At 61.3% G+C, this 24,335-nt stretch carries 24 protein-coding genes and 1 pseudogene; 12 read left to right on the forward strand and 13 right to left on the reverse strand.

Annotation, left to right across the window (positions count from 1 at the left end):
- The 3 genes and pseudogenes from Q7V03_RS03895 to Q7V03_RS03905 form a co-directional block, all read left to right on the forward strand.
- A pseudogene (locus tag Q7V03_RS03895) lies at window positions 1–426 on the forward strand (hypothetical protein); the annotation flags it as partial.
- 149 nt (window positions 427–575) lie between these two features.
- Window positions 576–1,514 (forward strand): J domain-containing protein, encoded by a 939-nt coding sequence (locus Q7V03_RS03900; RefSeq protein WP_304924296.1) that lies wholly within the window; start codon window positions 576–578, stop codon window positions 1,512–1,514.
- Entirely contained in the window at window positions 1,511–1,867 is a 357-nt protein-coding gene (locus Q7V03_RS03905) for a hypothetical protein (RefSeq protein WP_304924297.1), read from the forward strand. Before Q7V03_RS03900 ends, Q7V03_RS03905 begins: the two co-directional genes overlap by 4 nt.
- Before the next feature lie 12 nt (window positions 1,868–1,879).
- Here Q7V03_RS03905 and Q7V03_RS03910 read toward each other — a convergent pair whose 3' ends face one another.
- The 5 genes from Q7V03_RS03910 to Q7V03_RS03930 form a co-directional block, all read right to left on the reverse strand.
- The gene (locus tag Q7V03_RS03910) at window positions 1,880–2,119 is read right to left on the reverse strand and encodes a hypothetical protein (protein ID WP_304924298.1); all 240 of its coding nucleotides are present in this window, start codon (window positions 2,117–2,119) and stop codon (window positions 1,880–1,882) included.
- Window positions 2,120–2,515: 396 nt separating this feature from the next.
- Window positions 2,516–3,469 carry a carbamate kinase gene (gene arcC, locus Q7V03_RS03915; protein WP_304924299.1) on the reverse strand — a complete coding sequence of 318 codons (954 nt, stop codon included), beginning with the start codon at window positions 3,467–3,469 and terminating at the stop codon, window positions 2,516–2,518.
- Window positions 3,470–3,506: 37 nt separating this feature from the next.
- A complete protein-coding gene (argF, locus tag Q7V03_RS03920) occupies window positions 3,507–4,505 on the reverse strand; it encodes an ornithine carbamoyltransferase (RefSeq protein ID WP_304924300.1) in 999 nt (332 codons plus the stop codon).
- 9 nt (window positions 4,506–4,514) lie between these two features.
- Window positions 4,515–5,738, reverse strand: coding sequence for an arginine deiminase (locus Q7V03_RS03925; RefSeq protein WP_304924301.1), 1,224 nt, complete (start codon window positions 5,736–5,738; stop codon window positions 4,515–4,517).
- Between the two features lie 8 nt (window positions 5,739–5,746).
- On the reverse strand, window positions 5,747–7,195 hold the full coding sequence (locus Q7V03_RS03930; protein ID WP_304924302.1) for a YfcC family protein: 1,449 nt from the start codon (window positions 7,193–7,195) through the stop codon (window positions 5,747–5,749).
- Window positions 7,196–7,382: 187 nt separating this feature from the next.
- On the opposite strand from Q7V03_RS03930, the gene Q7V03_RS03935 reads away from it, so the two are divergent.
- Genes Q7V03_RS03935 through Q7V03_RS03945 form a run of 3 tightly spaced genes read left to right on the forward strand, consistent with a single transcriptional unit; the run spans window position 7,383 to window position 10,560 of the window.
- Window positions 7,383–10,001, forward strand: a complete 2,619-nt coding sequence (locus tag Q7V03_RS03935; protein WP_304924303.1) for a cation-translocating P-type ATPase — start codon at window positions 7,383–7,385, stop codon at window positions 9,999–10,001.
- A gap of 54 nt (window positions 10,002–10,055) precedes the next feature.
- On the forward strand, window positions 10,056–10,349 hold the full coding sequence (locus tag Q7V03_RS03940; RefSeq protein WP_304924304.1) for a hypothetical protein: 294 nt from the start codon (window positions 10,056–10,058) through the stop codon (window positions 10,347–10,349).
- On the forward strand, window positions 10,342–10,560 hold the full coding sequence (locus Q7V03_RS03945; RefSeq protein ID WP_304924305.1) for a DUF6544 family protein: 219 nt from the start codon (window positions 10,342–10,344) through the stop codon (window positions 10,558–10,560). The genes Q7V03_RS03940 and Q7V03_RS03945 overlap by 8 nt, the downstream gene beginning before the upstream one ends.
- 109 nt (window positions 10,561–10,669) lie before the next feature.
- Here the strand turns inward: Q7V03_RS03945 and Q7V03_RS03950 are convergent, their stop codons facing one another.
- The 3 genes from Q7V03_RS03950 to Q7V03_RS03960 are packed head-to-tail and all read right to left on the reverse strand — an operon-like array spanning window position 10,670 to window position 13,745.
- Window positions 10,670–11,350, reverse strand: coding sequence for an ABC transporter ATP-binding protein (locus Q7V03_RS03950; RefSeq protein ID WP_304924306.1), 681 nt, complete (start codon window positions 11,348–11,350; stop codon window positions 10,670–10,672).
- Entirely contained in the window at window positions 11,347–12,555 is a 1,209-nt protein-coding gene (locus Q7V03_RS03955; RefSeq protein ID WP_304924307.1) for an ABC transporter permease, read from the reverse strand. The genes Q7V03_RS03950 and Q7V03_RS03955 overlap by 4 nt, the downstream gene beginning before the upstream one ends.
- Entirely contained in the window at window positions 12,555–13,745 is a 1,191-nt protein-coding gene (locus tag Q7V03_RS03960) for an efflux RND transporter periplasmic adaptor subunit (RefSeq protein WP_304924308.1), read from the reverse strand. The genes Q7V03_RS03955 and Q7V03_RS03960 overlap by 1 nt, the downstream gene beginning before the upstream one ends.
- Before the next feature lie 805 nt (window positions 13,746–14,550).
- Here Q7V03_RS03960 and Q7V03_RS03965 point away from each other — a divergent pair.
- Window positions 14,551–16,038: an FAD-dependent oxidoreductase gene (locus tag Q7V03_RS03965; protein WP_304924309.1), complete on the forward strand. Its 1,488-nt coding sequence runs from the start codon at window positions 14,551–14,553 to the stop codon at window positions 16,036–16,038.
- Window positions 16,039–16,064: 26 nt separating this feature from the next.
- Here the strand turns inward: Q7V03_RS03965 and Q7V03_RS03970 are convergent, their stop codons facing one another.
- Window positions 16,065–16,361 (reverse strand): hypothetical protein, encoded by a 297-nt coding sequence (locus Q7V03_RS03970; RefSeq protein WP_304924310.1) that lies wholly within the window; start codon window positions 16,359–16,361, stop codon window positions 16,065–16,067.
- 208 nt (window positions 16,362–16,569) lie between these two features.
- On the opposite strand from Q7V03_RS03970, the gene Q7V03_RS03975 reads away from it, so the two are divergent.
- Window positions 16,570–16,845: a hypothetical protein gene (locus Q7V03_RS03975; protein WP_304924311.1), complete on the forward strand. Its 276-nt coding sequence runs from the start codon at window positions 16,570–16,572 to the stop codon at window positions 16,843–16,845.
- A gap of 117 nt (window positions 16,846–16,962) precedes the next feature.
- On the opposite strand, the gene Q7V03_RS03980 is transcribed toward Q7V03_RS03975, so the two are convergent.
- From Q7V03_RS03980 to Q7V03_RS03995, 4 genes are read right to left on the reverse strand one after another with little or no spacing between them, the layout of a single operon-like run.
- Window positions 16,963–17,802 (reverse strand): amidohydrolase, encoded by an 840-nt coding sequence (locus Q7V03_RS03980; protein ID WP_304924312.1) that lies wholly within the window; start codon window positions 17,800–17,802, stop codon window positions 16,963–16,965.
- A gap of 51 nt (window positions 17,803–17,853) precedes the next feature.
- Complete coding sequence (locus Q7V03_RS03985) at window positions 17,854–18,693, reverse strand: fumarylacetoacetate hydrolase family protein (RefSeq protein ID WP_304924313.1); 840 nt, start codon at window positions 18,691–18,693, stop codon at window positions 17,854–17,856.
- A 9-nt stretch (window positions 18,694–18,702) separates the two neighbouring features.
- Window positions 18,703–19,437: an SDR family oxidoreductase gene (locus tag Q7V03_RS03990; RefSeq protein ID WP_304924314.1), complete on the reverse strand. Its 735-nt coding sequence runs from the start codon at window positions 19,435–19,437 to the stop codon at window positions 18,703–18,705.
- A gap of 48 nt (window positions 19,438–19,485) precedes the next feature.
- Window positions 19,486–20,247, reverse strand: coding sequence for an SDR family oxidoreductase (locus Q7V03_RS03995; RefSeq protein WP_304924315.1), 762 nt, complete (start codon window positions 20,245–20,247; stop codon window positions 19,486–19,488).
- A gap of 110 nt (window positions 20,248–20,357) precedes the next feature.
- Here Q7V03_RS03995 and Q7V03_RS04000 point away from each other — a divergent pair, with 110 nt between their 5' ends.
- The 4 genes from Q7V03_RS04000 to Q7V03_RS04015 all read left to right on the forward strand — a co-directional run bounded on the left by Q7V03_RS04000 (window position 20,358) and on the right by Q7V03_RS04015 (window position 24,302).
- Complete coding sequence (locus Q7V03_RS04000) at window positions 20,358–21,485, forward strand: mandelate racemase/muconate lactonizing enzyme family protein (protein WP_304924316.1); 1,128 nt, start codon at window positions 20,358–20,360, stop codon at window positions 21,483–21,485.
- Window positions 21,482–22,246, forward strand: a complete 765-nt coding sequence (locus Q7V03_RS04005; protein WP_304924317.1) for an acetoacetate decarboxylase — start codon at window positions 21,482–21,484, stop codon at window positions 22,244–22,246. The genes Q7V03_RS04000 and Q7V03_RS04005 overlap by 4 nt, the downstream gene beginning before the upstream one ends.
- Window positions 22,243–23,196 carry a C-terminal binding protein gene (locus Q7V03_RS04010; protein ID WP_304924318.1) on the forward strand — a complete coding sequence of 318 codons (954 nt, stop codon included), beginning with the start codon at window positions 22,243–22,245 and terminating at the stop codon, window positions 23,194–23,196. Before Q7V03_RS04005 ends, Q7V03_RS04010 begins: the two co-directional genes overlap by 4 nt.
- A gap of 65 nt (window positions 23,197–23,261) precedes the next feature.
- Complete coding sequence (locus Q7V03_RS04015; RefSeq protein ID WP_304924319.1) at window positions 23,262–24,302, forward strand: rhamnose ABC transporter substrate-binding protein; 1,041 nt, start codon at window positions 23,262–23,264, stop codon at window positions 24,300–24,302.
- Window positions 24,303–24,335 lie beyond the last annotated feature (33 nt).

Genomic DNA, 24,335 nt, shown 5'->3' on the forward strand with positions numbered 1-24,335 from the left:
CACAAAATAACCAGATCGCCCGAACTTCGGGCGTCTTGCCGTCGTGTATCCAAATTCTGTTACGAGCGTCTCATCTCGCTTCCGTCCGCGTCCCGTCTGCATCGCTGCGTCTGTTTCGCTTCGGTAAGGCGGTGTTTAGGGTTAGTCGCCGAAACCCGCAAGAGGAAAAATGCACAGCTTCGTCATTTTCTTGTCACGCTCAATGTTTACAGGGGTTTTCCATACACGCTGCCGCCGCGCCAGGCAGAAGCGGCAAAGGCAGCCGCTTTTGGCGACAAGGCCTTGATAAGATCTGAACCGAACCGATTTTGCCGATCTGTGCTGACCTTGGTTGTCCGACCCCAAACGGCCGAAATCCAGATCCGCATCGCACTGATGAACCGGTTCTTGGCCCTCGGAACGGCCGAAATCGTTCGCTTGGCCTGACCCCAAAGGGAAAGAGCCCATCATGCCTCAGACGTAAGTTACGCATCAACGCCGTTTAGAAGGCCCGTTTGCGAGACCGGGCTGATCTGAGTCAAGGTGACGCAGCAGAACTGTTGTAGGCTTGGGCAAAATTCCGTTTCGGGGACCAGATGAGCCAGGATCCGTATGCAGCCCTTGGACTGAACAAATCCGCCACGGCGGCAGAGATCAAGACGGCTTACCGCAAGCTGGTGCGCAGCGCGCACCCTGATCTGCATCCCGATGATGCCGGGGCCGAGGCGCGATTCAAGGTGATCACCGCGGCGCATGATTTGCTGAAAGACCCAGAACTGCGCGCGCGGTTTGATGCGGGCGAGATTGACGCGACCGGGGCTGAACGCCCGCCTCGCACCTATTACCGCGATCATGCCGATGCTGGAGGACAAGGTTTTGGTCAAAAGTCAGGACCAACTTCGGGCTTCGGCGATTTCGGCGATCCCTCTGATATCTTCGCCCATATTCTGCGGCAGCGCGCGCGGGGTGGCGAGGGCGGTTACCCGCAACCGGGCCCGGATCTGCGCTATACGCTAGAGGTGGGGTTTCTGGATGCGGTGCGCGGCAGCAAGACTCGGATCAGCCTGCCCGACGGCGGCAATCTTGAGGTGCAGATCCCCAAAGGCATGCAAGACGGCCAAAGCCTGCGGCTGCGGGGGCGCGGCGGCGCGGGCTATGACGGCGGCCCTGCGGGAGACGCGCTTGTCACCGTGCAAATCCGCCCGCATCCGGTGTTCCGGCGGGAGGGCGATGACATTCTGATCACCCTGCCGATCACCATAGATGAGGCTGTCTTGGGCGGTAAAGTCACCGCGCCGACCATCGAAGGGCCCGTCAGTGTGAACATTCCCAAGGGGGCGAACAGCGGGCGTATCTTGCGCCTGCGCGGGCGCGGTGTCGCGCGCGCGCGTGGTCCTGCGGGCGACGCGCTGATCGAATTGCGCATCGTGATGCCGCACGCCATTGACGCCGCCCTTTCCGACTTCTTGGCTGAATGGCGCAAAAGCCATGCCGATGATCCGCGCAAGGCAATGATGCACGAGGCAGCAGAATGACTGAATATTTTAGCGAAACGCAGTATTTTAGTGAAATTCAGACCCTTGCCGCAGTGCCAAGCCTGTCCCGCGCGCAACTGGGCGTGTTTCTGGCAGAGGGCCTTATTGCCGCCCACCCCTCACCCGAAGGCGCAGTGTTTCGCGCCGTCGATGTGGCGCGTCTTGCGCTGCTCTGTGATCTTGCCGAGCATTTCGATCTGCAGGGCGATGCTTTGGCTGTGGTGATCGCGTTGATCGACCAGTTGCACATCACCCGCCAGCACCTGCGTGCCATGGCGCAGGCACTAGAGGTCGAACCACAAGATCTGCGTGCGCGTGTCGGCGCGCGATTTATCGGTTTGCTAGCTGTTTAAGGGCAGGCGCCGCTAGCGTCGGCGCACCGAATTGCCGCCAGCAAGGATGCCATCGATCAACTCGGCGACGGCCGCGTGCAATGCAGCGCTGTCAGTCTCGCCTTTTGGCGCGTGATGATGTGCCGCCGCCGCGTCTTCTAGAATCCCGATAATCTCGGATTCCGGCAGGATGTAGCGGTCATTCAGCGCCAGCAACAGGGATTCACATATGGCAAGCGCGGCGGTGCCGGAAACATCGTTCGGTTGGGCCATCTGAGATTATCTTTCCATTTGCTCTGCTAACCCGGACGGGGACGCCAAGGCTGCGGGCACTTCCTTCAATCTGACAGAGTTAAGGCGTGACGGACTGATCAAGATCAGCTTTGCCCTGAGATTCACCCGTCAAAAGGGCCTTCGCGGCAAACAATTAGGCGGGCGCGTGGCCTTTGCTGATGTCGACAAGGCCTGTCTCGACCATGACGGGGTGCGCTTGCGCTAGGCCGACAGCCCGCCTGGCGCAGTTCGGAAAGATCACCTTCAGCGCCTATGGTCGCGGCAACATTGCCAAAGGTAGCATAGGCCTTTGGGATATCCCGCAGTTTGAAATGGGGGGGATCAACAGGGTGGGGTCGATCTTTTTAGCCGCAACCGTTTTGAACAATACGCGGATTACTGGGGTACTGCGTGCTTGGCGCTTGCGCGGGTTGTCGCTGCGGCTGCGGTGATCTGGGTGCCAGCCCGGCCCTCCAGAATGGCGCGGGCATCCTGCAGGGTGCCGATCCCAGCCATCGCGCCGCCCGCGCGCACAAACGCACTGGCAGCGGCAATTTTGGGGCCCATCGAGCCTGCCGCAAAGCTGATTTTGTCCAGCGCGTCGGCGGTGATCGTGCGAATTGCAGCCTCGGCAGGGCCGCCCCAATCACGCATCACCGCCGCCACATCCGTCAGCATCAGCAGCGCATCGGCGTCAAGTTCCTGCGCCAACAAAGCCGCAGTGCGGTCTTTGTCGATCACCGCCTCGACGCCTTCCATGCCGCCCGTGTCATTGCGGATCACCGGAATACCGCCACCGCCTGCGCAGATCACGCAGACGCCCGCTTCGACCAGCAGCTTGATCGCCGCCAGCCCCAGAATCCGCTGCGGTAGCGGCGAGGGCACGACACGACGCAACCCGCCTTTGGGGTCTGTCACCATCGACCAAAGATGTTCCGCTTTGATCAGCTTGCCTTCTGCCGCCGAATAGATCGGCCCAATGGGTTTGGTCGGCTGATCAAAGGCGGGGTCACTGCGGTTCACTTCGACCCGAGTGAGCAAAGTCGCACATTCCACGCCCGCAGGCAGCGCGTTCATCAGTTCCTGCTCGATCAGATAGCCGATCATGCCTTCGGTTTCCGCCCCCAGCACATCCAGCGGCCACAGGGCTTGCGGCGCGTAAGAGGCGGCTTGCAACGCCAGCAGGCCCACTTGCGGCCCGTTGCCATGCGCCACGATGATCTGGTGATCGCGGGCCAGATCCGCCAAAGCCAGTGCCGCGATCCGCACATTGGTGCGCTGCGCCTGATAGGTCATCGGCTCGCCATGTTTCAGCAGGGCATTGCCGCCAAGGGCTACAACGATGCGCATTTTTCAGGCTCCTTCCAATCATATCGGGCCAATCTTACTACCCCAACGTGGCGACAAGCACCGCCTTGATCGTATGCATCCGGTTTTCCGCCTGATCGAACACCACCGAAGCCCGCGAGCAGAACACCTCGTCCGTCACTTCCATGCAGTCGATGCCATGGGCTTGGAACATGGCCTCACCCACCTCGGTATCGCGGTTGTGGAAGGCGGGCAGGCAATGCATGAACTTGGTATGTGGATTACCCGAGGCGCCCATTACGGCGGACGTGACCCGGTAAGGTGTCAGCAGTTTGATCCGCTCGGCCCAAACCGTATCCGGCTCGCCCATCGAAACCCAGACATCGGTATAGATGAAATCGCAATCCGCGACAGCCTGCGCCACATCCTTGGTCAAAGTGATTTGGCCACCGTTGGTTTTGGCGATGGCTTCACAATGTTGCAGCAAGATCTGATCGGGTGACAAGCCTTGCGGGCCACAGAGCCGGATATCCATCCCGATCAGCGCAGCCCCCACCATCAGCGAAGCTGCCATATTGCCACCAATATCGCCCATGAAGCAAAAACTAATATCCGACAGATGCTTATGGGTGAATTCGTGCATCGTCATCAGATCGGCCAGCACTTGGGTCGGATGGAAATCGTCGGTCAAACCGTTGTAGACCGGAACACCCGAAAACGCGGCCAGCGTCTCGGCATCCTTTTGCGCGAAACCGCGATATTCGATACCATCATAGAACCGCCCCAGCACGCGGGCGGTGTCCTTCATACTTTCCTTATGGCCAATATGGCTACCAGCGGGGCCAATGTAGGTGACATGTGCGCCCTGATCATAGGCCGCCACCTCAAAGCCCGACCGGGTGCGGGTGCTGTCTTTCTCAAAGATCAGCGCGATGTTTTTGCCGCGCAGCCTTGGCTGTTCAGTGCCCGCCGCCTTGTCCGCCTTGAGACTGGCAGCAAGCTGCAACAGGTGGCGGACCTCACTGGGGGTAAAGTCCAGCAGCTTCAGAAAGCTGCGACCATGCAGATTTTCGGGCATGTTTTCCTCCTATACCGCGTCGCGGATCAGCGGGCAGGTCATGCAATGCGCGCCTCCCCTGCCCCGACCCAATTCAGCCCCCGGAATGGTGATCACTTCGACCCCCGCTTTGCGCAGCAGGGTGTTGGAATGGGTGTTGCGTTCATAGCCAACCACCACGCCGGGGCTGATGCACAACAGGTTGTTGGCATCATCCCATTGTTCGCGCTGCGACTCATATGCATCCCCGCCAGTCGGCACCGTGCGCAGGGTTTTCAGGCCCAAAGCCTCGGCCACCACGGCCAGAAACGGCTGGGTCTCCTCGGTGACGTCAATCTTGCCCGCCTTGCCGGGACGCAGGGAATAGCTTTGGATCGCATCGGTGACTTCGGCAAACACCGTCACCAGATCGCGGTCGCAGAAGGTGAACACGGTATCCAAGTGCATGGCCGCGCGGCTGCGCGGAAACTGGCAGGCAATGACCCGCGTTGCCGCACCCTGCGCAAACAAGGCCCGCGCCACCTGCCCCACTGCCTGCGGCGTGCTGCGTTCGCCCATGCCAATCAGCACCACGCCATTGCCAACGGGCATCACATCGCCGCCTTCCAGCGTGGCCGGGCCGTGATCCAGCAGCGGATCGCCCCACCAGATCGGAAAGCCTGCGTCCTTGAAATCGGGGTGGAACCTGTAGATCGCGGCAAGGTTCAACGTCTCCAGCCGCCGTGCCGCCCAGTGCATCGGGTTCAGCGTGACGCCGCCGTAAATCCAACAGGTGGTGTCGCGGGTGAAGATATGGTTGGGCAGCGGGGCCAGCACGAAATCCTGCGGCCGCAGCATCGGGATCAACACGCCAGCACGCGGGATCGGCAATTCAGCCCGGTTGATGCCGCCGATCAGGATAGACGACAGCGCATCCGCCTCCATCTCCATCAGGCAGGCGAACAGATCCTCCGACAGACCGACGCCCACCGTATTGTCACTGATCCGCGCGGACAGCAGCCATCTGCGCGCCTCGGTATCGCGCAGGGTTTCGGTCAGCAGGGCCCGCAGAAAGACCACCTCGACGCCGCGCTCGCGCAGCACATCGCAGAAGGTCATATGTTCGACCCGCGCCTGTTTCACCCAGATCACATCGTCGAACAGCAGTTCTTCGCGGTTTTCCGGCGTCAGCCGCGCCATCTCGGTGCCCGGACGATGCACCATGACGCGGCGCAACAAGCCTGCTTCGGAATGAACGCCATAGGTAAGTGCCATTCGGTTTCCTATGCTAAGACGACGGCTGCGCTGAGTGTCGCCATAATGATCAAGGTCAGGGCTGCCAGCAGCGGTGCGATGAAGCGCAGCCAGCGTTCATACGGCACCCGGCCGATGGCGAGGCCGCCCATAACAACGGCGGATGTGGGGGTGATCAGGTTGACGATGCCGCTGCCGGTGGCAAAGGCGGTGACGACCAGTTCACGCTGCACCCCGGCGAAATCGGCGACCGGGGCAAGGATCGGCATCGACAACACCGCAAGGCCCGAAGTCGAGGGCACAAGGAACGACATGCCGACCTCGATCCAGTAAATCACATTGATGAAGGCGACCTTTGGCAACCCGGCCACCGTGGTTTCCGCCGCGTGCAAAATGGTGTCGGTGATATGGCCTGCGTCCATCACCACCACGATGCCGCGCGCCAGACCGATGATCAGCGCCACCCCCAGCAGATCCCGCGCGCCGGTCAGAAACGCCTCAACCAGCCGGGCTTCGCCAAGGCGGGCGATCAAGCCGATCAGAATGGCACCGATCAGGAACAGTCCTGACATCTGCGCCATCCACCAGCCTTGGCTTGAGACGCCCCAGATCATCACGGCGAATGTCAGACCGAACAGGATCAGAACAATCTGATGCAGCCCGGTAAACGTGCCTCCCGCTGCGGCCTTGCCACCCAGAAAATGCGCTTCGTTCGCGGCTTTTTTGTCAAAGACAAATGACTTAGACGGGTCCGCCTTCACCCGTGCAGCATAGCGCATCACGAAGGCCACCGTGACAAGCCAGCACAGCCCCAGAATGATCAGCCGCAGGGCCAGCCCATCGGCAAACGTCACCCCCGCTGCATCCGACGCGATCACCGTGGAAAAGGCATTGATGGTAGAGCCCAGCACGCCAACCCCCGCCCCCAGCAAGATCACCGCCACCGCCACCACCGCGTCATAGCCCGCCGCAATCATCACCGGGATCAGCAGAACGTAAAATGCCAGCGTCTCCTCGGCCATACCGTAAGTAGTGCCGCCCAGCGCGAACAGCGCCATCAGGAACGGGATCATCCAGTTCTCGCGGCCCTGCAGCTTGACCATGGCGCGCGCAATCCCGGCATCTATCGCGCCAGTCGCCGTCACCACCCCGATAAAGCCCCCGATGATCAGCACGAACAGCGACACGTCGATGGCATTGGCAGCATAGCTGTCGGGGTCGTAAAACCCGGCGATCGGGGCGAGTATCACATCAAGCACGCCCTGCGGATTGGCATCAGTCAGCGCATAAGTGCCAGCAACCGGCACATCCTTACCCAGAGCCTCCGAGGCGACGCGGGCATATTGCCCCGCCGGGATGATCCAAGTCAGCACCGCCACCAGAACGATCAGCGCGAACAGGATGGTGAAGGCAGACGGAAAGCGCAAGCCCATGGCGGGCGGCGCTGGAACGGGTACAGGATCAGTTGTCTGTGGCATGAACTCGCCCCTTTACGTGCGCAGTGCAGGCCAACCGGCCCGTCTCGACGCTGCTTTAAGCCATAGCGCCACTGACCCCGGCCCGCTCTGATGCAGATCAAGGCGTGGTCTGCAAAAAACCCGCATCGCTCGCCGCGATGCCGCCTATGTCCGACGCGTCGGTGGCCGTTCTTCGCGGAGACGATCTATGGACAGCGCCCAGCCGAATCCCGCGACTTTGCCAAACCCAGCTGGTTTACCGGGGCTTTGCCCTGCTCAGGCCGCAAGCCGCCTGTCCGCCGATGGCCCCAACGCCCTGCCGCGCGCCAAACGCCGCGCGCCGTTGCGCATCGTGCTGAATGTGCTGCGCGAGCCGATGCTGGCGCTGCTGCTCGGCGGTGGCGTGGTTTATCTGTTGCTGGGCAGCCGGGCCGAGGCGCTGATCCTGCTGGCCTTTGCCTGCCTGTCGATCACCATCACCGCCGTGCAAGAGGCGCGCACGGAACGTGTGCTTGATGCGCTGCGCGATCTGACCAGCCCGCGCGCGCTGGTGATACGCGGTGGCGAACGGCTGCGCATCGCGGGCACCGAGGTGGTGCGCGGCGATCTGATCGTGTTGGCCGAGGGCGACCGCGTGCCCGCCGATGCGCGGCTGTTGCAGGCAGCAGACCTGTCGGCGGACGAATCCCTGCTGACAGGCGAGGCGGTGCCGGTGCGCAAGGCGGTGGGCGCGGCGGGGGCCACGGCCCGTCCGGGGGGCGAGGATCAACCGCTGGTGTTTTCGGGCACGCTGATCGTGCGCGGTCAGGGGCTGGCTGAAGTCATGGCAACCGGTGCAAACAGTGAAATCGGCAAGATCGGCACGTCGCTGAACCAATTGGAAACCGGCACGCCGCATTTGCAACGCCAGATGCGCAAGCTGGTGCTGGCCTTTGCGCTGATCGGCGGGACGGTGGCGCTGTTGGTCGTGGCGCTGCACGGCTGGCAGCGCGGCGACTGGCTGGACGGGGTGCTGGCAGGAATTGCAGTGGGCATGGCGATGCTGCCGGAAGAATTTCCGATGGTGCTGGCGGTGTTCATGGCGATGGGGGCGTGGCGGATTTCCAAGGCGCGGGTGCTGACGCGCCGGGCCTCGGCGATTGAATCGCTTGGGGCCGCCTCGGTGCTGTGCACCGACAAGACCGGCACGCTGACCGAAAACCGCATGACGCTTGCGGCACTGCATCTGCCGGAAGGCCAAGCGTTTCTGATCGGGCCTGACCCGGTGCCAGATGCCTTTCGCGAACTGGCGGCGGCGGGGGTGATGGCCTCGGCACCGCAGCCGCATGACCCGATGGAAAAGGCGTTTCACAGCCTCGCAGCAAGCGATCTGCGCAAGGGCGAGACTCTGCCCGGCGAGGGCCGCACGCTGATCCGATCCTATCCGCTGTCGGCCAAACTGCTGGCAATGTCGCAAGTGTGGGACCGTGCTGATGGCAACGGCAGCCACATGGTCGCCGCCAAGGGCGCGCCCGAGGCGATTGCTGATCTCTGCCATCTGTCGGACCTGACGCGGCAAGCGATGATGCAGGCCGTGAACAGCATGGCCGCCAAAGGCCTGCGCATCCTTGGCGTGGCCGAGGCGGCCTTTGCAGGCCCAAACCTGCCCGCCGATCAGCATGATTTCAACTTTCGCTTTCTGGGGCTTGTCGGGCTTGCCGACCCGCTGCGGGCCTCGGCCCCCGCAGCCGTTGCGCAATGCAGATCAGCAGGGATCAAAGTGATCATGATCACCGGGGATTATCCGGCCACTGCACTGGCGATTGCGAAAACTGCGGGGATTGGGGGGGATACGGTGATTGACGGCACAGCCTTGGCCGCGATGACCGACGCCGATCTGGCCCTGGCCATACAGACCGCCACCGTTTTCGCCCGCATCCAGCCAGAGCAAAAGCTGCGCATTGTGCGGGCGTTGCAGACCAGCGGCGCGATCGTGGCGATGACGGGTGACGGGGTGAATGATGCGCCCTCGCTGAAAGCCGCCGATATTGGCGTCGCGATGGGCGGGCGCGGCACCGATGTCGCGCGCGAGGCCGCAGCGATTGTGCTGCTTGACGATGATTTCGGCGCTATTGTCACCACGGTGCGGCTGGGGCGGCGCATCTATGACAACCTGCGCAAGGCGATGGCGTTCATTCTGGCGGTGCATGTGCCGATTGCGGGCCTTGCGCTGATCCCGCTGGCGTTTGGGATGCCGCTGCTGTTCGGCCCGGTGCATATCGCGTTTCTGGAAATGGTCATCGACCCGGTGTGTTCCTTGGTGTTCGAGGCGGAAACCGAAGAAGACAACGTGATGACGCGCCCACCGCGTCCGGTGTCCGAGCCGCTATTTTCGCCGCCGACGATCCTTTGGGGCCTGCTGCAAGGCACGTTGGTGCTGGTGATTGTCACCACGATCCTGTTTCTTGCCCCAGATTATGGCTTTGACCCCGATCAGGTCCGCGCCTTGAGCTTTCACGCGCTGGTGCTTTGCGTGGTGGCGCTGATCTTCGTGAACCGCTCGATTTCCTCCTCCATTATCACTGCGATCACCCGACCCAACCGCGCGTTGGCGGTGGCTTTGCCGATTGTGGCGGTGCTGCTGGCGGTGACGGTGTTCTGGGCCCCTGCCCGCGATCTGTTCAGCTTTGGCGCGCTAAAGCCGCAGTGGCTTGTGGTGCCTTTGGGTGCCGGGGTGCTGGTTTTGCTGATCTTGGAAATACTGAAGCCGCTCTGGCGGCACGCGGCGCGGCCGGGCGCTGCGGCGCGCAGGGCACCGCAGCTTTCTGCGGATCGCCCCGCTGCCTGATCTTGATCAACGCACTGGTGCAGGTCATCGCAACACGGCAAAGGAGGCCCGTCCATGCTAAACCCGTCCATGCTGAAGCGGCGCAATCTGCTGATCGCGGGCGAAGCGACCCTGATTGCAAAAGCACGTGCTGCCGGGTTTGGCCTGCGTCAGATCGGCTCGATGCCGGATTATACCGCGCGCGTGGCCGCCCAGCGCGCGCCGCCGCCACGTGCGGGATGCCGGGCGAGGTTCTGTTTGATCAAGGTGCTAGCGGTGCCTTCCGCTTTTCGCACGCGGGTGAAGCGACGACGGAAATCCAACAGCGCTTTTGCCCAGTCAGGGTGTGGTCTGGCAGGCGGTGGATGACAGCTCTGCCCGCGCCACGATCAAAGATGGCGGGGTCAGCCTGACCCTGCTGTTTCGGTTTGGCGCGGATGGGCTGGTGGCCGAGGTGCACGCTGACGCGCGCTGCGGCATGCTGGGCAACACCGTGGTGATGATGCCGTGGTTCTGCCGGATGTCGCAGTATCGGCGGCAACACGGTATGCTAGTGCCTGTCATGGGCGAGGTGTTCTGACAGACCCCGCACGGCGAGCGGTCGTATCATCGCGGCAGGATCACGCGGTTGGCCTACAGCTTCGCACCGTGAACAACAGGTGGACTCTAATGACGCAACACACTGGCCCTCATCCTGTCACCACGCCCTCGCCCACCACGATCTGCCGCCGACACGTCGCCGCGATCTTCTCATCATGCGTCGAGATCAGAAAGGTCGTGCCTTCATCGCGGTTGATCTGGCCGATCAACTTCATCACCTGAATCGCCGAGGCGCGGTCGAGGTTGCCAGTGGGCTCGTCCGCCAGCACCAACTCGGGGGAGTTCATCAGCGCGCGCGCAACGGCGACACGTTGTTTCTGGCCGCCTGACAGGTTGGTCGATGGAAAATCCACCCGGTCGGCCAGCCCCATCCGGCCCAGCAAATCGCGCCCCCGCGCCCGCGCCGCAGCGGTTTCGCGGCCCTCGCGCACGGCAGTGGGAAAGATCACGTTCTCCAGCGCAGTAAAGTCGGGCAGCAAGTTGTGAAACTGAAACACAAAGCCGATGTGGCGGTTGCGAAAATCGGTCAGCGCGCGGTCATTGGCCGTGGTCAGATCCACCCCCAGCATGGTGTGGCGGCCCGATGTCGGCTGCATCAGCGTGCCCAGAATGGTCAACAGCGTGCTTTTGCCCGAGCCGGACGGCCCCAGCAGCGCCGACAACTCGCCCTTGTCCATCCGCAGCGACAACCCGCGCAGCACGCGGGTTTCGGCTTCACCCGAGCCAAAAGTTTTCACCAAATCGCTGACCTGCAACAAAGCCTCGGTCATTGTCCGATGGCCGTGACAGGGTCCACCCGCGCCGCAGCACGCGCAGGCAGGATTGCGGCCAAGGTGGCGATGGTGACGGTCAACAGCACCGCCAACCCGAACGCGCCTTCGTGGATATCAATCGGCATCACAGAAGGGTGCGCCGCATCGCGCGGCGGAAACGCCTGTAGCACGATATAGCTCAACCCCGCACCCAACAGCCCACCCAGCAAGCCCACCAACGCGCCCTGACTGACGAACACGAACACCACGAAGCGACGACTGGCCCCCATCGCCCGCATGATGCCAATCTCGGCCTTGCGGCGGTAGGTCGACAGCAACAGTGACGACGCGATGCCGATCACGATCGACACCATGGCAAATGTCTTCAACAGCAGCCCGGTCTGGCCCTGCGCCTGCAGCGCTGACATCACCTGCGCACCTTGCTCGGTCCAAGACTTTGCCTTCAGCCCAGTGATCGCGCTGATCCGCAGCGCCGTGGCATCCGCCGTCATCAGATCGGCAAGCTTGATCTCGATCCGCGTCACCCCCTGCGGCAGTGCCATCAGGGTGCGGGCGGTATCAAGACTGACATAGGCAGTCGCGCGATCAAAGCCGCCCTGCCCGATCTTGTAGATGCCCGATACCGTCAGCAAAGCGTCGATGCCTTGGGCTGAATCAAGCCGGATGGTATCGCCCACCGTCAGATCAAGATCATCGGCCAGCGTTTGCCCGATGATGGTAAGCCCGGTGCCCAGCCGGACAGAGCCTGCGGTGATGTAGCTGTCCAGTTGCACAATCGCCGATTCCTTGCCCGGCTCGACGCCGTTGATCGCCACCTGCGCCACTTGGCCGCCGCGGGTGATGAACCCACTTCCGGTGATCTGCGGCGATACCGCCACCACGCCCGGCAAGGCGGCAATCATCGGCGCATAAATTGCCGCGTCGCGCAGAAAGGCTTGCCGCACTGCCGATTTTTCCTGTGCAAGCAGGATTTGCCCTGCATTTGGATCCAACAACAGCGCGGGGTCTTCGACCTCGGCGACAATGCTGACATGGCTCAGATCGCCCGCGATGCTGGCCAGGATGAAGTTCGCCAGACCGCCGATCAGCGCGCTCATAAAGATAAAGATGAACACGCCCAAGGCGACTCCCAGCACCAACAGCGCGGTCTGTGCCTTGCTGGACAGCAAATAGCGAAAGGCGATTTTAAGCGCGTACAGCATCAGGGGTCGGCCTTGGCGGCGGCGGGCACGCTGACGGCCAACCCGTCCGCCAGCCCAGTCGCATCGGTGATCACCAGCTCGCCCGCCGCAAGCCCCGAAGTCACTTGCACCCGGTCTGCCGGCCAATCCACCACGCTGACGTCCCGTCGAACGGCATGACCTGCCACCGCGACGAACACCGCCGCACCTGTGGCATCGGTGACCACTGCGGCACGCGGCACCGAGATTGCGGCCGCTTGGCGCCCGACAATGATGTTTGCCGTCACCGTCAGACCCACCGGAGCTGTGACCGGATCATCAAAGGCGATCTTCACCGCCAACCCGCCGGTGGCCGCATCAACCTGTGCTGCCACAAAGCTGACGCGGCCATCCCGCTTGGCGCTCTCGCCCTTCAATTGCAAGACGGCGGGCAACCCTAAAGTCATCCGCGCGGCATAGCCTTCATCCACATCAGTCTCGACCACCAGCTTTCCAAGGTCAGCGATGGCAAACAACGCGGTTGCGATGTCAACGACTTGCCCGACTTCGGCGTTTCGGTTTAACACTTTGCCCGCCACCGGGGCCGCAATCGTGTATTTTGCAAGGCCGATCTGCGCCTGATCCAGCAAGGCAGTCAGGCGGGCCACCTCTTGCACAGCGGTCTGCTGCGCAGTCCTGGCATCGCCCAGCGCCGTGCGGGTGATGTTACCGCCCAAAGCCGCCGCCCGTGCAAGATTTGCCTCGGCTTGCTCTTGCGCGGCCAAGCCTGCATCCAGCCCCGCTTTGAACTGACGCACCTGCGCCTGCTGTCCCGAGGCATCGATCTGCGCCAGAATCTCGCCTTGCCGAACCACCGCGCCCGCCTCGACGGGCACCGCTGTCACTGTGCCGGCAACCGTGGGTTTTACCGCAACCAGATGCTGCGGGGCCAATCGCCCGTTCACCGCCAGCACCAAGATCAGCGGCGCAGGCGTGGCCGTCTCAACCGTGACAGCCAGCCCCTTGCTCGCCCAAGGCTGAACATACCAAAGCGCCGCCGCACCAAGAACAAGTGCCACCAGACCCGCCCAGATCCACCCGTTGAAGCTTTGCCTCGGGCTAAGCGTCGGCGTCGGCGGTGGCGGCACCGTCAACTGACCGCCGATGTTGGGTGTCATAAGCTCGCCACCCGTGCGCAGGGCTGCGCTGTTGGGTGTTTTGGCATCAGACATGCGCCCACCACTGCGACACCGCAACATGCGCCACCGCGACCATCCGCACGACAGACGAGCAAAGCCGAAATGACAGCTGACTGGGTTTCAAGTGATCTGTCCTGCAGACAAAAGTTGCGCTTTGAACACCATAGCGAAGCCGAAGCTGAAGCGCGTTGATCTGGATCAGCGCGCCACCGCAACACCGAAGGTACGGCCATTGCAGGATGCCAAGGCCCATGCGTTGCCGCTGGCTGATTCAGTTTGCACAACGACCACAAGCACAAAAAATATTTGTCCTGCGGTTAAATACTAATCTGAAGCAGTGCCGAGACAACGCATCTGCGCGATGATGAACCACGACTTGCCAACGCATGTCTGTCCCCAGACGCGTTGGCACAAGACCCGCCCGGTGCGCCCACTCCTCCCTCGTTATAGTACCGGGCGGGCAACCTTGTTTATTGGGCTGTTCACGGCACGGCCTTTTGTCGGAATGAACAGGTCATATGCGCGATCTGATGCTGCGGGAACGCGGCGCATCTCTTTCATTCAGCAGATAGCTTATGTGAATTTTCCGCGATTTTCGCAGATTTCCCTGTGTGTTTGCGGTAACAATCGCCTTTCATAGCCTTAATTCTCGATTTCCTTTCCCCGTCCTCGGCGATTTGGGATGACGACGCCCTGCAGCTCTGACACATTCGCTGTGATGATGCAGTGCGCGGTGGGGCTGTCGTCTTTGTCACCAGCGGATGTGGGTGGATCAAACCCTTGCCGTCTCGGTGGATCGGGCTTTGCGCCAGGGTCACGCAACAAAGGCAAGGCCCGCATGACTTCCCCTGATATTCTGATCATCGGCTCTGGCATGGGCGGGGCAACACTGGCGGCGGCTTTGGCCCCTTCGGGGAAGCGGATTGTGATCTTGGAGCGCGGCGATTGGTTGAAAGACAGCCCGCAAACCCGCGAGCCGGGCGCAGTCTTTGGCGGCCATTTCAGCCCGGGCGAGACGTGGTATGATGCCAACGGCGGCACCTTCACGCCGAACAACTACTACCACCCCGGCGGCAATTCGAAATTCTACGGCGCGGTGCTGATGCGCTACCGGGCGGAAGATTTTCGGCCTTTAAAGCACATGGGCGGCACCGCCCCCGGCTGGCCGATGCCGTATGAGGCGTTCGAGTCGGATTATCAGGCCGCCGAAGAGATGTATCAGGTGCGCGGCGCTTTAGGCGAAGACCCGACCGAGCCACATCATTCGCGCCCCTACCCTTTCCCCCCCGTGCCGCACGAGCCGGATATGGTGGACCTTTGCAACCGGCTGAAAGCACAGGGCCTACATCCGGGAGCGCTGCCCTTGGGCGTTGATATTGACCTCTGGCTGAAGGGCGGGCCGCTGACCTTTGACGGCTTCCCAAACACCCGTGGCGGCAAGATGGATGCCGAAACCATAGGGCTTGCCGCCGCGCTGAAGCACCCGAATGTGACGCTGATCACCAAGGCCAAGGTGACACGGTTGATCGCTGAAGCTGGCCGCATTTCGACGGTAGAATATGACCAAGACGGCGCAACGCTGCGGATTTCGGCGAACCTTGTCTGCCTCTGCGCGGGTGCGGTGAAATCCGCCTGTTTGCTGTTGGCGTCCGCGGATGTCGATCACCCCACGGGCCTTGCCAATACCTCCGATCAGGTTGGCCGCAACTTTATGAACCACAACATCACCGCCGTGCTGGGGGTCAGCCCGTTCCGCCGCAACCGCTCGGTCTATGAAAAGACCATCCAGATGAACGACTGGTACTTGACCGGGGGGCCAAACGGCGAACCCTTGGGCAATGTGCAAATGCTGGGGCGGATCACTGGCGAGATCATGGCGGCGGAATCCGGCCTGCCTTTGCCCGTCTCGCGCTGGCTGGCGGATCATTCGGTGCATCTGATGACCATGTCAGAAGACCTGCCGAACCCCGAAAGCCGGGTGTTCTTGCGCGATGGTCAAATCGTGCTGAAATGGCAACGCTCCAACTGGCAGGCCCATGCGGCGCTGAACGCCAAGCTGAAAGCCACGCTGAAAAAGGCGGGCTGGCCACTGGTGCTGACCAAGACCTTCGAGAAACGCACCCCAAGCCATCAATGTGGCACGGCCCGGATGGGGGTGGACCCGGCCAGCAGCGTGGTCAACCCGTTCTGCCGCAGCCATGATCTGGCGAACCTGTTCATCGTCGATGCCTCGGTGCTGCCGACGTCTGCCGCGGCCAATCCGTCACTGACCGTGGCGGCTTTGGCTTTGCGCACGGCACGGCATATCTTGCAGGACGGTGTCTGAGTAAGGCGCCTCCGCTAACCCCTACGTCATCGCCACGACCAAAGCCGCCACTTCATCTTGCGACTGATCGCGCGGGGGGCCACGAACGGCGCGGTCAGCGTCACTAAACCATACACGGCGGCAAAAACACTCAGCACGCGTTGGCGCAACGCCGCCCCCAGCCGCGCCAAAATGCGCGCGTTCACCTGCAGGATCAACCAATCCAGATCCTCAAACGCGGTATACATCGCGCCCAAAGCACACCCCGCATCCGCCGTCACATTGCGCGCCTTTGCGCCCCGATGCGGCATCAGTTTTGCAATGCCTGAAGGCCCGCGCAGCATAAGCCGCTTTGCCCTAATCCCACCAATAACCACAACATATTGTGCTTTCTTCGCTAAAATCCGCCCGATTACACAATTCACTCCCAGCTGGGAACGCGTTCAAGGCCGAAAGCCTGGGCACGGCAGATAAAATCAACGCGCGACAATCGCAACCAAACCCAAGGATTATCAAAATGAACGACGTGCTCGCCGCCAAACCCGCGTCCGAGTGGGTCATGTTGGTCCTGGCGCGATTTGGTGCTGCTCCTTTGACACCGGCGAACACACCAGCCAGATCTTTGAACCGCTAGAGACGGAAATCGTTTATCGCGGCCAGTTCAATGCAAAGAACGGCGGCACGATCAAGAACGCGCCCGAGAATTGTATCGTTAAGCCCCCCGGTTTTGTCGTCGGTTTCGGCATCAATATGGTCGAAGGCGTCACTCTGCCCGATGCCGGTGCGGCCAGCTTCAACGTCTCGGTTCCGGTGCAACGGCTGGATTGAAGGCCACGGCTTGGGCAACAAGGGAATGGGGTAAACCTAAGACTTATCTAAAACTGTCATCCTCTGCGCGCAGATATCCCGCGGGGGAGAGCGCCGCGAGAGGGGCCTGAAGCCTCTCTACCCGGCCAGCCCATAGACGCGTCGCGCGTTTTTATGGCCGATCATCGCCTGCTCGTCCGCTGACAACCCGGCCAGCAACGCCCGGCTAAGGTCAATCCATGCAGGCAAGCCCACGGCCAAATCCACCACCGGCCAATCGCCGCCCCAGATCATCCGCGCCGGACCAAACAACTCCAGCATCGCATCGGTGTAACGTTGCAACAGCATCACGGATGCCGTCCCCGGCGCGCAATTCACGGCAATCCCAGAGAATTTCAGCCAGACATGCGGCAGCGCCGCCATTTCCTGCATCCCGGCAAACCAAGCCTCAAAGCCATCCCCCGACACATCCGGGTTGCCGCAATGGTCCAGCACCAACACCTGATCCGGGCAAGCCCGCGCCAAATCCGCAGCAATGCGCAACTGGCGGGCATGAAACACCATGTCATAAGTGTAACCCGCCGCCCCGATCTTGCGGATATTGTGGCGAAAACCGTCCGTTTGGCTCATCGCATCGTCAACGACATGCAAAAGCCGCCGGAACCCCACCACCGACAACCCGCGACATTCATCCAGCCAACCGTCAAACCCCAAATCCAGCTCAGGCCGACACGAAGCGATCTGCGCCAGCATCCCGCCCTTGCCCACCAGCCCCGCGATCAGTCGCGCCTCGGCCTGATAGTCGGCGTCATCCACCCCGGTTTCCATGAAAATCGTGCCGATCACGCCTTTGCCCGCCACCAGCCGCGCATAGTCCGCAGGGGTGAAATCGCCCTGCAAGGCGGGCATGCCTGTCGTCCAAGCATAGCCCAATTTAGCGCGCAAAATCAGATGCTGATGGGTGTCGATCAGATCCATTTCACCCCTCCCCAAAGGCAAAAGACCCGACGTTGCCGCCGGGCCCTATACTCAATCCGCGATCACGTCTTGCCGCTGCTGGCCCAAACCTTCGATCCCCAACTCCACCACATCCCCGGCTTTCAGGTATTTCGGCGGCTTCATCCCCAAGCCGACACCTGGAGGCGTCCCAGTCGAAATCACATCGCCCGGATGCAGGGTCATGAACTGGCTGAGGTAGCTGACCAGATATTTCACCCCATAGACCATGGTTTTGGTGCTGCCATTTTGCATCTTGGTGCCATTAACGGTCAACCACATGCCCAAATTCTGCGGATCGGCCACTTCATCCCGCGTCACCAAATATGGCCCGATCTGACCGAAGTTGTCGCAGGATTTGCCCTTGGTCCATTGGCCCGAACGCTCGGTCTGGAACGCGCGCTCCGAGACATCATTGGTCACCGCATAGCCCGCAACGTAGTCCATCGCCTCGGCTTCCGAGACATACTTGGCCTTTTTGCCGATGATCACCGCCAGTTCCACCTCCCAATCGGTCTTTTCCGAAGTGCGGGGAATGATGATGGGATCGTTCGGGCCACAAATCGCACTGGTAGCCTTCATAAATATGATCGGCTCGGGCGGCACAGTCGCGCCGGTTTCGGCGGCATGATCAGAGTAATTCAGCCCGATGCAGATGAATTTGCCGGTGCCCGCCACGCAAGGCCCCAGCCGCGCCCCCTGCACAATCGGCAGCCGCGCCGGGTCTGCCGCGCGAATTTTGGCGATGCCGGCATCCGACAAAACGTCGCCGCCAATGTCCGACACAATGGCCGACAGATCGCGCACCGTGCCATCGCTGTGCAAAATACCGGGTTTTTCAGCGCCCGAAGGCCCATGACGAAGCAGTTTCATAATTATTCCTTATGCATTGGCCCAACCGCCGTCGATCACATGCGCGACGCCGGTGGTATAGGTGGATTCGTCGGAAGCGAGATAGGTCACCAAAGCCGCAATTTCCTCGGCGCGGCCAATCCGGCCAATCGGTTGCCGGGCGATGAATGCAGCCTTCGCAGCCGCGTAATCACCGGTGTCGCGCAGGCGCTGTTCCAGCGAGGGGCTTTCCACCGTGCCGGGGCAGATCGCGTTGCAGCGGATGCCCTTGGCGATGAAATCCACCGCGATGGACTTGGTCAGGCCGATCACACCGGCTTTGGTCGCCCCATAAACAAAGCGGTTGGGTGCCGCGATCACGCTTGAGGCCACCGAGGCCATATTGATGATCGACCCGCCGCCGTTTTCAATCATTCCTGGCAGAAACGCCTTACACATCCGGTACATAGCCGTCATGTTTAGATCCAGTGAGAACGCCCATTGATCCTCATCACAATCCAGAATCGAGCCCGCCGCCACAAACCCCGCGCAGTTGAACAGCACCTCAAACGGCCCCAGCGCCGCCGCTGCCGCAATGGAACCCGGATCGCGCACGTTCAAAACCCGCGTCTCGATGCCCTCTGCTGCCAGTTCCGCCAAAGCCTTTTCGTTCACATCGGTGGCGAGAACCTTCGCCCCCTCGCGCGCCATCATCACTGCCGAGGCCCGCCCGATGCCCTGCCCCGCCGCCGTGACCAGTGCACGTTTGCCTTGAAGCCGTCCCATATAATCCTCCGGTTTGCCCGCACCCCGATTTTTTGCACCATGCCCCGCTCAGGCGGGCAGGTCCATCATCTTGGTGAAAATTTCCTGCCGCACGTCGAGCAAAACTTCCTCAACGTCGCGCGCCTGCGGCCCACACATCCATGCCATCACCGATGCCGGAACCGCCGGGCGTACCAGCTTATCCTGCGGGATTTTGGAAACAGGGTTAAACCCCGCATCACGAATAGCCCCCTGCATCGCGGTATCGGTCGGCGGAATGCCGACGAAAAACGTTTTTACATCTGGCGCCAGTTCCATAGCCATCATTTGGCTCAGCATCCGCATCCCGGCTTTAGTGGCGCAATACACCGTCCAGCCCTCCATCGGTGTGGTGGCCGCCCCGGTGCCTGCGTTGACGATAACTCCCTTTGAGGCCCGCAGCATCGGCAGCGCCGCAATCGCCATCCGATGCACCCCGATCACATTGACCGCAAACGCCGGAGCCAGCGCATCGCTCGCCAATTCCGCCAGCGGCCCAATCGGCGTGATCATGCCCGCATTGTTCACCAGCACATCCAGCCGCCCCGATTCGGCGGCAATGCATGCCATCGCGGCATCTACATCCGCCTGTTTGGTCACATCCAGTGCCAGCACGGTGGCCGCCGCAGGCAGGTTTTCGACGCTTTCGCCCGAGAACACTCCAGCGAACACCTTTGCCCCGTTAGCCACCAGAATTCTTACCAATTCCGCACCAATCCCCTTGCCCGCACCTGTCACTAAGACGGTGCGGCCACTCAGATCTGGCACGGGAACAGGGCTCAGGTTGAACATTTTTCTTGACCTCAGATTGCTAAACATTGCTAATTGGCCTTACCAATTATCGAAGTATCGCGATCTGGTGGCCAAGTCAAAGATAAAGCCAAACGCGGTGAGGGGGGAATATGACGAAAATAGCGCGGATCGAGCCGATCCCGATTGAGTACCCCGATCCGAACGATTTCGGCACGATCAGACGTACGGTTTTGGTGCGGGTTGAAACGGATGACGGTATTGTCGGCTGGGGCGAAAGCATCGCCATGTGGCCCGAGGCTTGTAAGGCGACCGCGCTGGTGATCCGCGAAGGCTTGACGCCGATCTTGCTGGGTGAAGCGATTGATATCGAAACACTTTGGCTCAAGATGCGCCGTCATGTTTGGTGGTATGGCGAGGGCGGCGTGGCCTCCTTGGCGATCTCGGGCGTCGATATGGCTTTGTGGGATATTCGCGGCAAACTGGAAGGCAAGCCACTGTATGAGTTGTTCGGCGGCTTGAAGCATGATCGCCTTCTCGCCAACGCCTCGAGCCATGTCAACAAAAAGGGCGAGGCCGCTTGCGTTGCCGATGTGGAAGGCTTTTTCGCTAATGGATTCCGCTCCACCAAGCTGGGCTTTGCGAAAAAGGGCGAAAGCAATATCGGCGGCGACCCGGATGTGGATGTCTCCTTCATCCGCGCTCTACGCTCTGCGCTTGGCCCCGATGCGGGAATTTTGGTCGATATCGGCAACGGCGTGCGCTGGGATGTGGATACAGCCATCAGCGTCGCCAACCGGATGCACGATCTTGGCATCGGCTGGTACGAAGAGCCGCTCTATGTCACCGATGATGCGGGCTACCGCAAACTTCGCGCCAATACCAAAGTCCGGTTGGCCTCAGGCGAGCGCGAATTCACCGAAGCAGGCTACCGCCGCCAGATGGAATTCGTGCAAGCGGTGGACGTCTACGGCATAGACCCTGCCCGCGTTGAAGGGATCACAGGATTCCGCCGCGTCGATGCTTTGGCGTCGCAATACGGCAAAACCGTCAATGCCCATGCTTGGTCTACCGGCATCACAACGGCAGCGTCTTTGCATCTTTCCTTGGCATCCCCCAACACCGAAGTGTTTGAATTCAAGCCCTTCCCGGTGATCGTGCAAGACGAGCTTTTAGCCCAGAAAATCTGGCACAAAGACGGCTGGGCCTATCCAATCCACGCCCCCGGCCTTGGCATCGAAGTGCAGGAAGACGTCGTGCGCCGGATTGCGATGCAATGACTTTAACGCCCCCCACTGAGGACGATATCCGCAAAGGCGGCTTTTCCACCCCGTGGGATGCGCCGATGATTCCGCCGTTTCCGTTTCGGTTTCGCAATGCGGAAATCCTAACGGTGTATTGGCGCACAGACCCAGCCGCGATGGCTTTCCTTTTGCCGCCGCCGCTGTGCCCAGAAGGCGATATCGCCTGCTGCCATATCTATAAGATGAACGACACCGATTGGCTTGGCCCCTATGCCGAGGCCAATGTGATGTTCGGCGCGTCTTTTGGCGCTCGGCAGGGCGCCTATTCGCCCTATCTGGTGCTCTCGTCTGATGTTGGCGTGACCCATGGCCGCGAGATCCATGGCCAACCAAAAAAGCTGGGGAAACCCACGCTTGATGTACGCGGCGATCTGTTTGTCGGCACCGTTGAACGCAACGGCATCGACGTGCTTACCGCAACCCTGCCCTACAAACAGCGGCCCTGCGACCCGGCCCGTCTGAAGCCCTATTTCGACTTCGCCACCAACCTGAACCTCAAGGCCATCGACCATATTGACGGTACCCCGGCGATCCGACAACTCACCTCGCGTAAGCTGTCAGACGTGGTGGTGCATGAATGTTGGCAAGGCCCCTGCACGGTGGAGCTGCGCGCCAATGCACAGATGCCGATCTTCCGCCTGCCCGTGCGGGAGCCTTTGCAAGGGTTCTACTGGCGCGCCGATTTCACCCTCGTCCCCGGCGAGATCATTCACGACTACCTAAAGGTTTCACCATGAAAGTCGTCGTTACCGACTACACCTTCCCCGCGCTGGAGCAGGAAACCGCCGCTGCCCGCGCCGCTGGAGCCGCGATTGCGTCCTATCAATGCAAATCCGCCGAGGAAGTCGCCGCAGCCGTTGCCGGGGCCGATGTCGTCGTCGTGCAATTTTCCAGCTTCGGCCCCGCCGCCGCTGCCGCCGTCAATCCCGGCGCCACGGTGATCCGCTACGGCGTCGGCTATAACAACATCGACCTCGCCGCCTGCGCACAGCATGGCCTGAAGGTCGGCTACGTCCCCGACTACTGCGCTGACGAGGTCGCCGACCACACCGCCGCCGCCGCTTTGACCTTGCTGCGCAAACTGGTGGCGATGGACAATTCGGTGCGGGTGGGCGAATGGGCCGCAGTTAAAATCGCCAAGCCAATGAAACCCTTCAACAAAACAAACTTCGGTTTCTTCGGTCTGGGCAACATTGGCCGCGCCGTTCACACCCGCTTGAAAGGCTTTGGCTTTCAATTTCTCGCCGCCGATCCCGGCCTGACCGAAGCGCAAGCGGCAGAACTGGGCGTCCGTAAAGTCACCCCCGACGCCCTGTTGCGCGAGGCCGATATCATCAGCCTGCACGCCCCGGCCACCGTCGAGACTACCGGGTATTTCAACGCCACCCGGCTGAAAACCATGCAACCGCATGCGATGCTGGTAAACTCTGCCCGGGGTCAGTTGATCAACGAGACCGATTTGGCGCAGGCGCTGACCGCAGGCACCATCGCAGCCGCCGCACTCGACGTATTCCATGTCGAGCCGCTGCCCGCCGACAGCCCGCTGCGCGCGGCCCCCAATCTGCTGCTGACCCCGCACGCCGCTTGGTATTCCGAAGCTGCGATCCATCAGCTGCAGCACCTTGTTGCAGGCGACATTGCCCGTGCGCTTGCAGGCCACGACCCGCGCAAACCAGTTCCACACTAACCTGCGGGAAACCAAGGGAAATAACCCGGCACGGGGTTCGTGCCACCAAATCTGGGAGGATTACAATGAAACACGTTCTACTTGGTGCAGCAGCCGCGATGATGCTGACCACCGCCAATTTCGCCTATGCCGACACCATCAAACTCGAGCCCGGCAAAGAAACCAACATGGTTTTGCTGCCGAAATTCCTTGGTATTCTGGTGTTCGATCAGGCCAATGAGGGCGCGCAGGAAGCCCATAAAGAACTCGGCAACCCCGGCAAGCTGGAATTCACCGGCCCAACCCCGGAAAACTCCACCGCTGGCCAGATTGAGATCATGACCACTGCTGGCACCCAAAAACAGGGCGCAGTGATGCTGTCGAACAACGCGGGCGACCAGATCGTGCCCGCCGCCGAAGCCGCGCAAGCCGCTGGCACCAAGGTTGTGACATGGGACAGCCCGATCCCGGGTGGCAAGGGCGAAAGCGTGTTCGTGGCTCAGGTCGATTTCGGCTCGATCGGCACCGTGATGGCCGATATGGCGCTGAACATCCTTGGCGGCAAAGGCCAGATGGCTGTGCTGTCGGCCACGCCGGATGCCTCGAACCAGAACGCTTGGATCGAGTCGATGAAGGCCGCTCTCGCCGCCGATCCGAAGTATAAAGACATTGAACTGGTCGACGTGGTATATGGCGATGACCAAGCGGAAGTGTCCTACAACCGCGCGCTGGCTTTGGTCGATAAATACCCCGATCTTGGCCTGATCATGTCGCCGACCACCGTCGGCATTCAAGCTTCGGCAAAAGCCATGCAGGACGAGGGGTTGTGCGACAAAGTTAAAGTGTCTGGCCTTGGGTTGCCGTCCGAAATGGTCAGCTACACGATGAACGGTTGCGCGCCAGAATTCGCTTTGTGGGACTTCCGCGATCTGGGATATTTGACCTATTTCACCGCCTATGGCCTCGCAACTGGGCAGCTCAAGGGCGAAATCGGCGAGACGTTCACCGCTGGCCGCATGGGCGACTACGCGATTGAGGCCGATCCGGGCCGCGAAGGGGCCAAGCGCATCCTGATGGGGCCATTCACCGTCTATAACAAAGACAACGTCGAAGCCGCTGCAAAGTAAGGCTTTTTCACGCGGCCGGGGTCCCTCCGGCCG

This window comes from Cypionkella sp., from assembly GCF_030652235.1.
Classification (GTDB): Bacteria; Pseudomonadota; Alphaproteobacteria; order Rhodobacterales; family Rhodobacteraceae; genus Cypionkella.

Bases quoted from the DNA above. Each gene is read 5' to 3' on its own strand.
- Q7V03_RS03900 (WP_304924296.1), top strand. From the start codon at position 576: ATGAGCCAGGATCCGTATGCAGCCCTTGGACTGAACAAATCCGCCACG.
- Q7V03_RS03905 (WP_304924297.1), top strand. From the start codon at position 1,511: ATGACTGAATATTTTAGCGAAACGCAGTATTTTAGTGAAATTCAGACC.
- Q7V03_RS03910 (WP_304924298.1), bottom strand. From the start codon at position 2,119: ATGGCCCAACCGAACGATGTTTCCGGCACCGCCGCGCTTGCCATATGT.
- arcC (WP_304924299.1), bottom strand. From the start codon at position 3,469: ATGCGCATCGTTGTAGCCCTTGGCGGCAATGCCCTGCTGAAACATGGC.
- argF (WP_304924300.1), bottom strand. From the start codon at position 4,505: ATGCCCGAAAATCTGCATGGTCGCAGCTTTCTGAAGCTGCTGGACTTT.
- Q7V03_RS03925 (WP_304924301.1), bottom strand. From the start codon at position 5,738: ATGGCACTTACCTATGGCGTTCATTCCGAAGCAGGCTTGTTGCGCCGC.
- Q7V03_RS03930 (WP_304924302.1), bottom strand. From the start codon at position 7,195: ATGCCACAGACAACTGATCCTGTACCCGTTCCAGCGCCGCCCGCCATG.
- Q7V03_RS03935 (WP_304924303.1), top strand. From the start codon at position 7,383: ATGGACAGCGCCCAGCCGAATCCCGCGACTTTGCCAAACCCAGCTGGT.
- Q7V03_RS03940 (WP_304924304.1), top strand. From the start codon at position 10,056: ATGCTAAACCCGTCCATGCTGAAGCGGCGCAATCTGCTGATCGCGGGC.
- Q7V03_RS03950 (WP_304924306.1), bottom strand. From the start codon at position 11,350: ATGACCGAGGCTTTGTTGCAGGTCAGCGATTTGGTGAAAACTTTTGGC.
- Q7V03_RS03955 (WP_304924307.1), bottom strand. From the start codon at position 12,555: ATGCTGTACGCGCTTAAAATCGCCTTTCGCTATTTGCTGTCCAGCAAG.
- Q7V03_RS03960 (WP_304924308.1), bottom strand. From the start codon at position 13,745: ATGTCTGATGCCAAAACACCCAACAGCGCAGCCCTGCGCACGGGTGGC.
- Q7V03_RS03965 (WP_304924309.1), top strand. From the start codon at position 14,551: ATGACTTCCCCTGATATTCTGATCATCGGCTCTGGCATGGGCGGGGCA.
- Q7V03_RS03970 (WP_304924310.1), bottom strand. From the start codon at position 16,361: ATGCTGCGCGGGCCTTCAGGCATTGCAAAACTGATGCCGCATCGGGGC.
- Q7V03_RS03980 (WP_304924312.1), bottom strand. From the start codon at position 17,802: ATGGATCTGATCGACACCCATCAGCATCTGATTTTGCGCGCTAAATTG.
- Q7V03_RS03985 (WP_304924313.1), bottom strand. From the start codon at position 18,693: ATGAAACTGCTTCGTCATGGGCCTTCGGGCGCTGAAAAACCCGGTATT.
- Q7V03_RS03990 (WP_304924314.1), bottom strand. From the start codon at position 19,437: ATGGGACGGCTTCAAGGCAAACGTGCACTGGTCACGGCGGCGGGGCAG.
- Q7V03_RS03995 (WP_304924315.1), bottom strand. From the start codon at position 20,247: ATGTTCAACCTGAGCCCTGTTCCCGTGCCAGATCTGAGTGGCCGCACC.
- Q7V03_RS04000 (WP_304924316.1), top strand. From the start codon at position 20,358: ATGACGAAAATAGCGCGGATCGAGCCGATCCCGATTGAGTACCCCGAT.
- Q7V03_RS04005 (WP_304924317.1), top strand. From the start codon at position 21,482: ATGACTTTAACGCCCCCCACTGAGGACGATATCCGCAAAGGCGGCTTT.
- Q7V03_RS04010 (WP_304924318.1), top strand. From the start codon at position 22,243: ATGAAAGTCGTCGTTACCGACTACACCTTCCCCGCGCTGGAGCAGGAA.
- Q7V03_RS04015 (WP_304924319.1), top strand. From the start codon at position 23,262: ATGAAACACGTTCTACTTGGTGCAGCAGCCGCGATGATGCTGACCACC.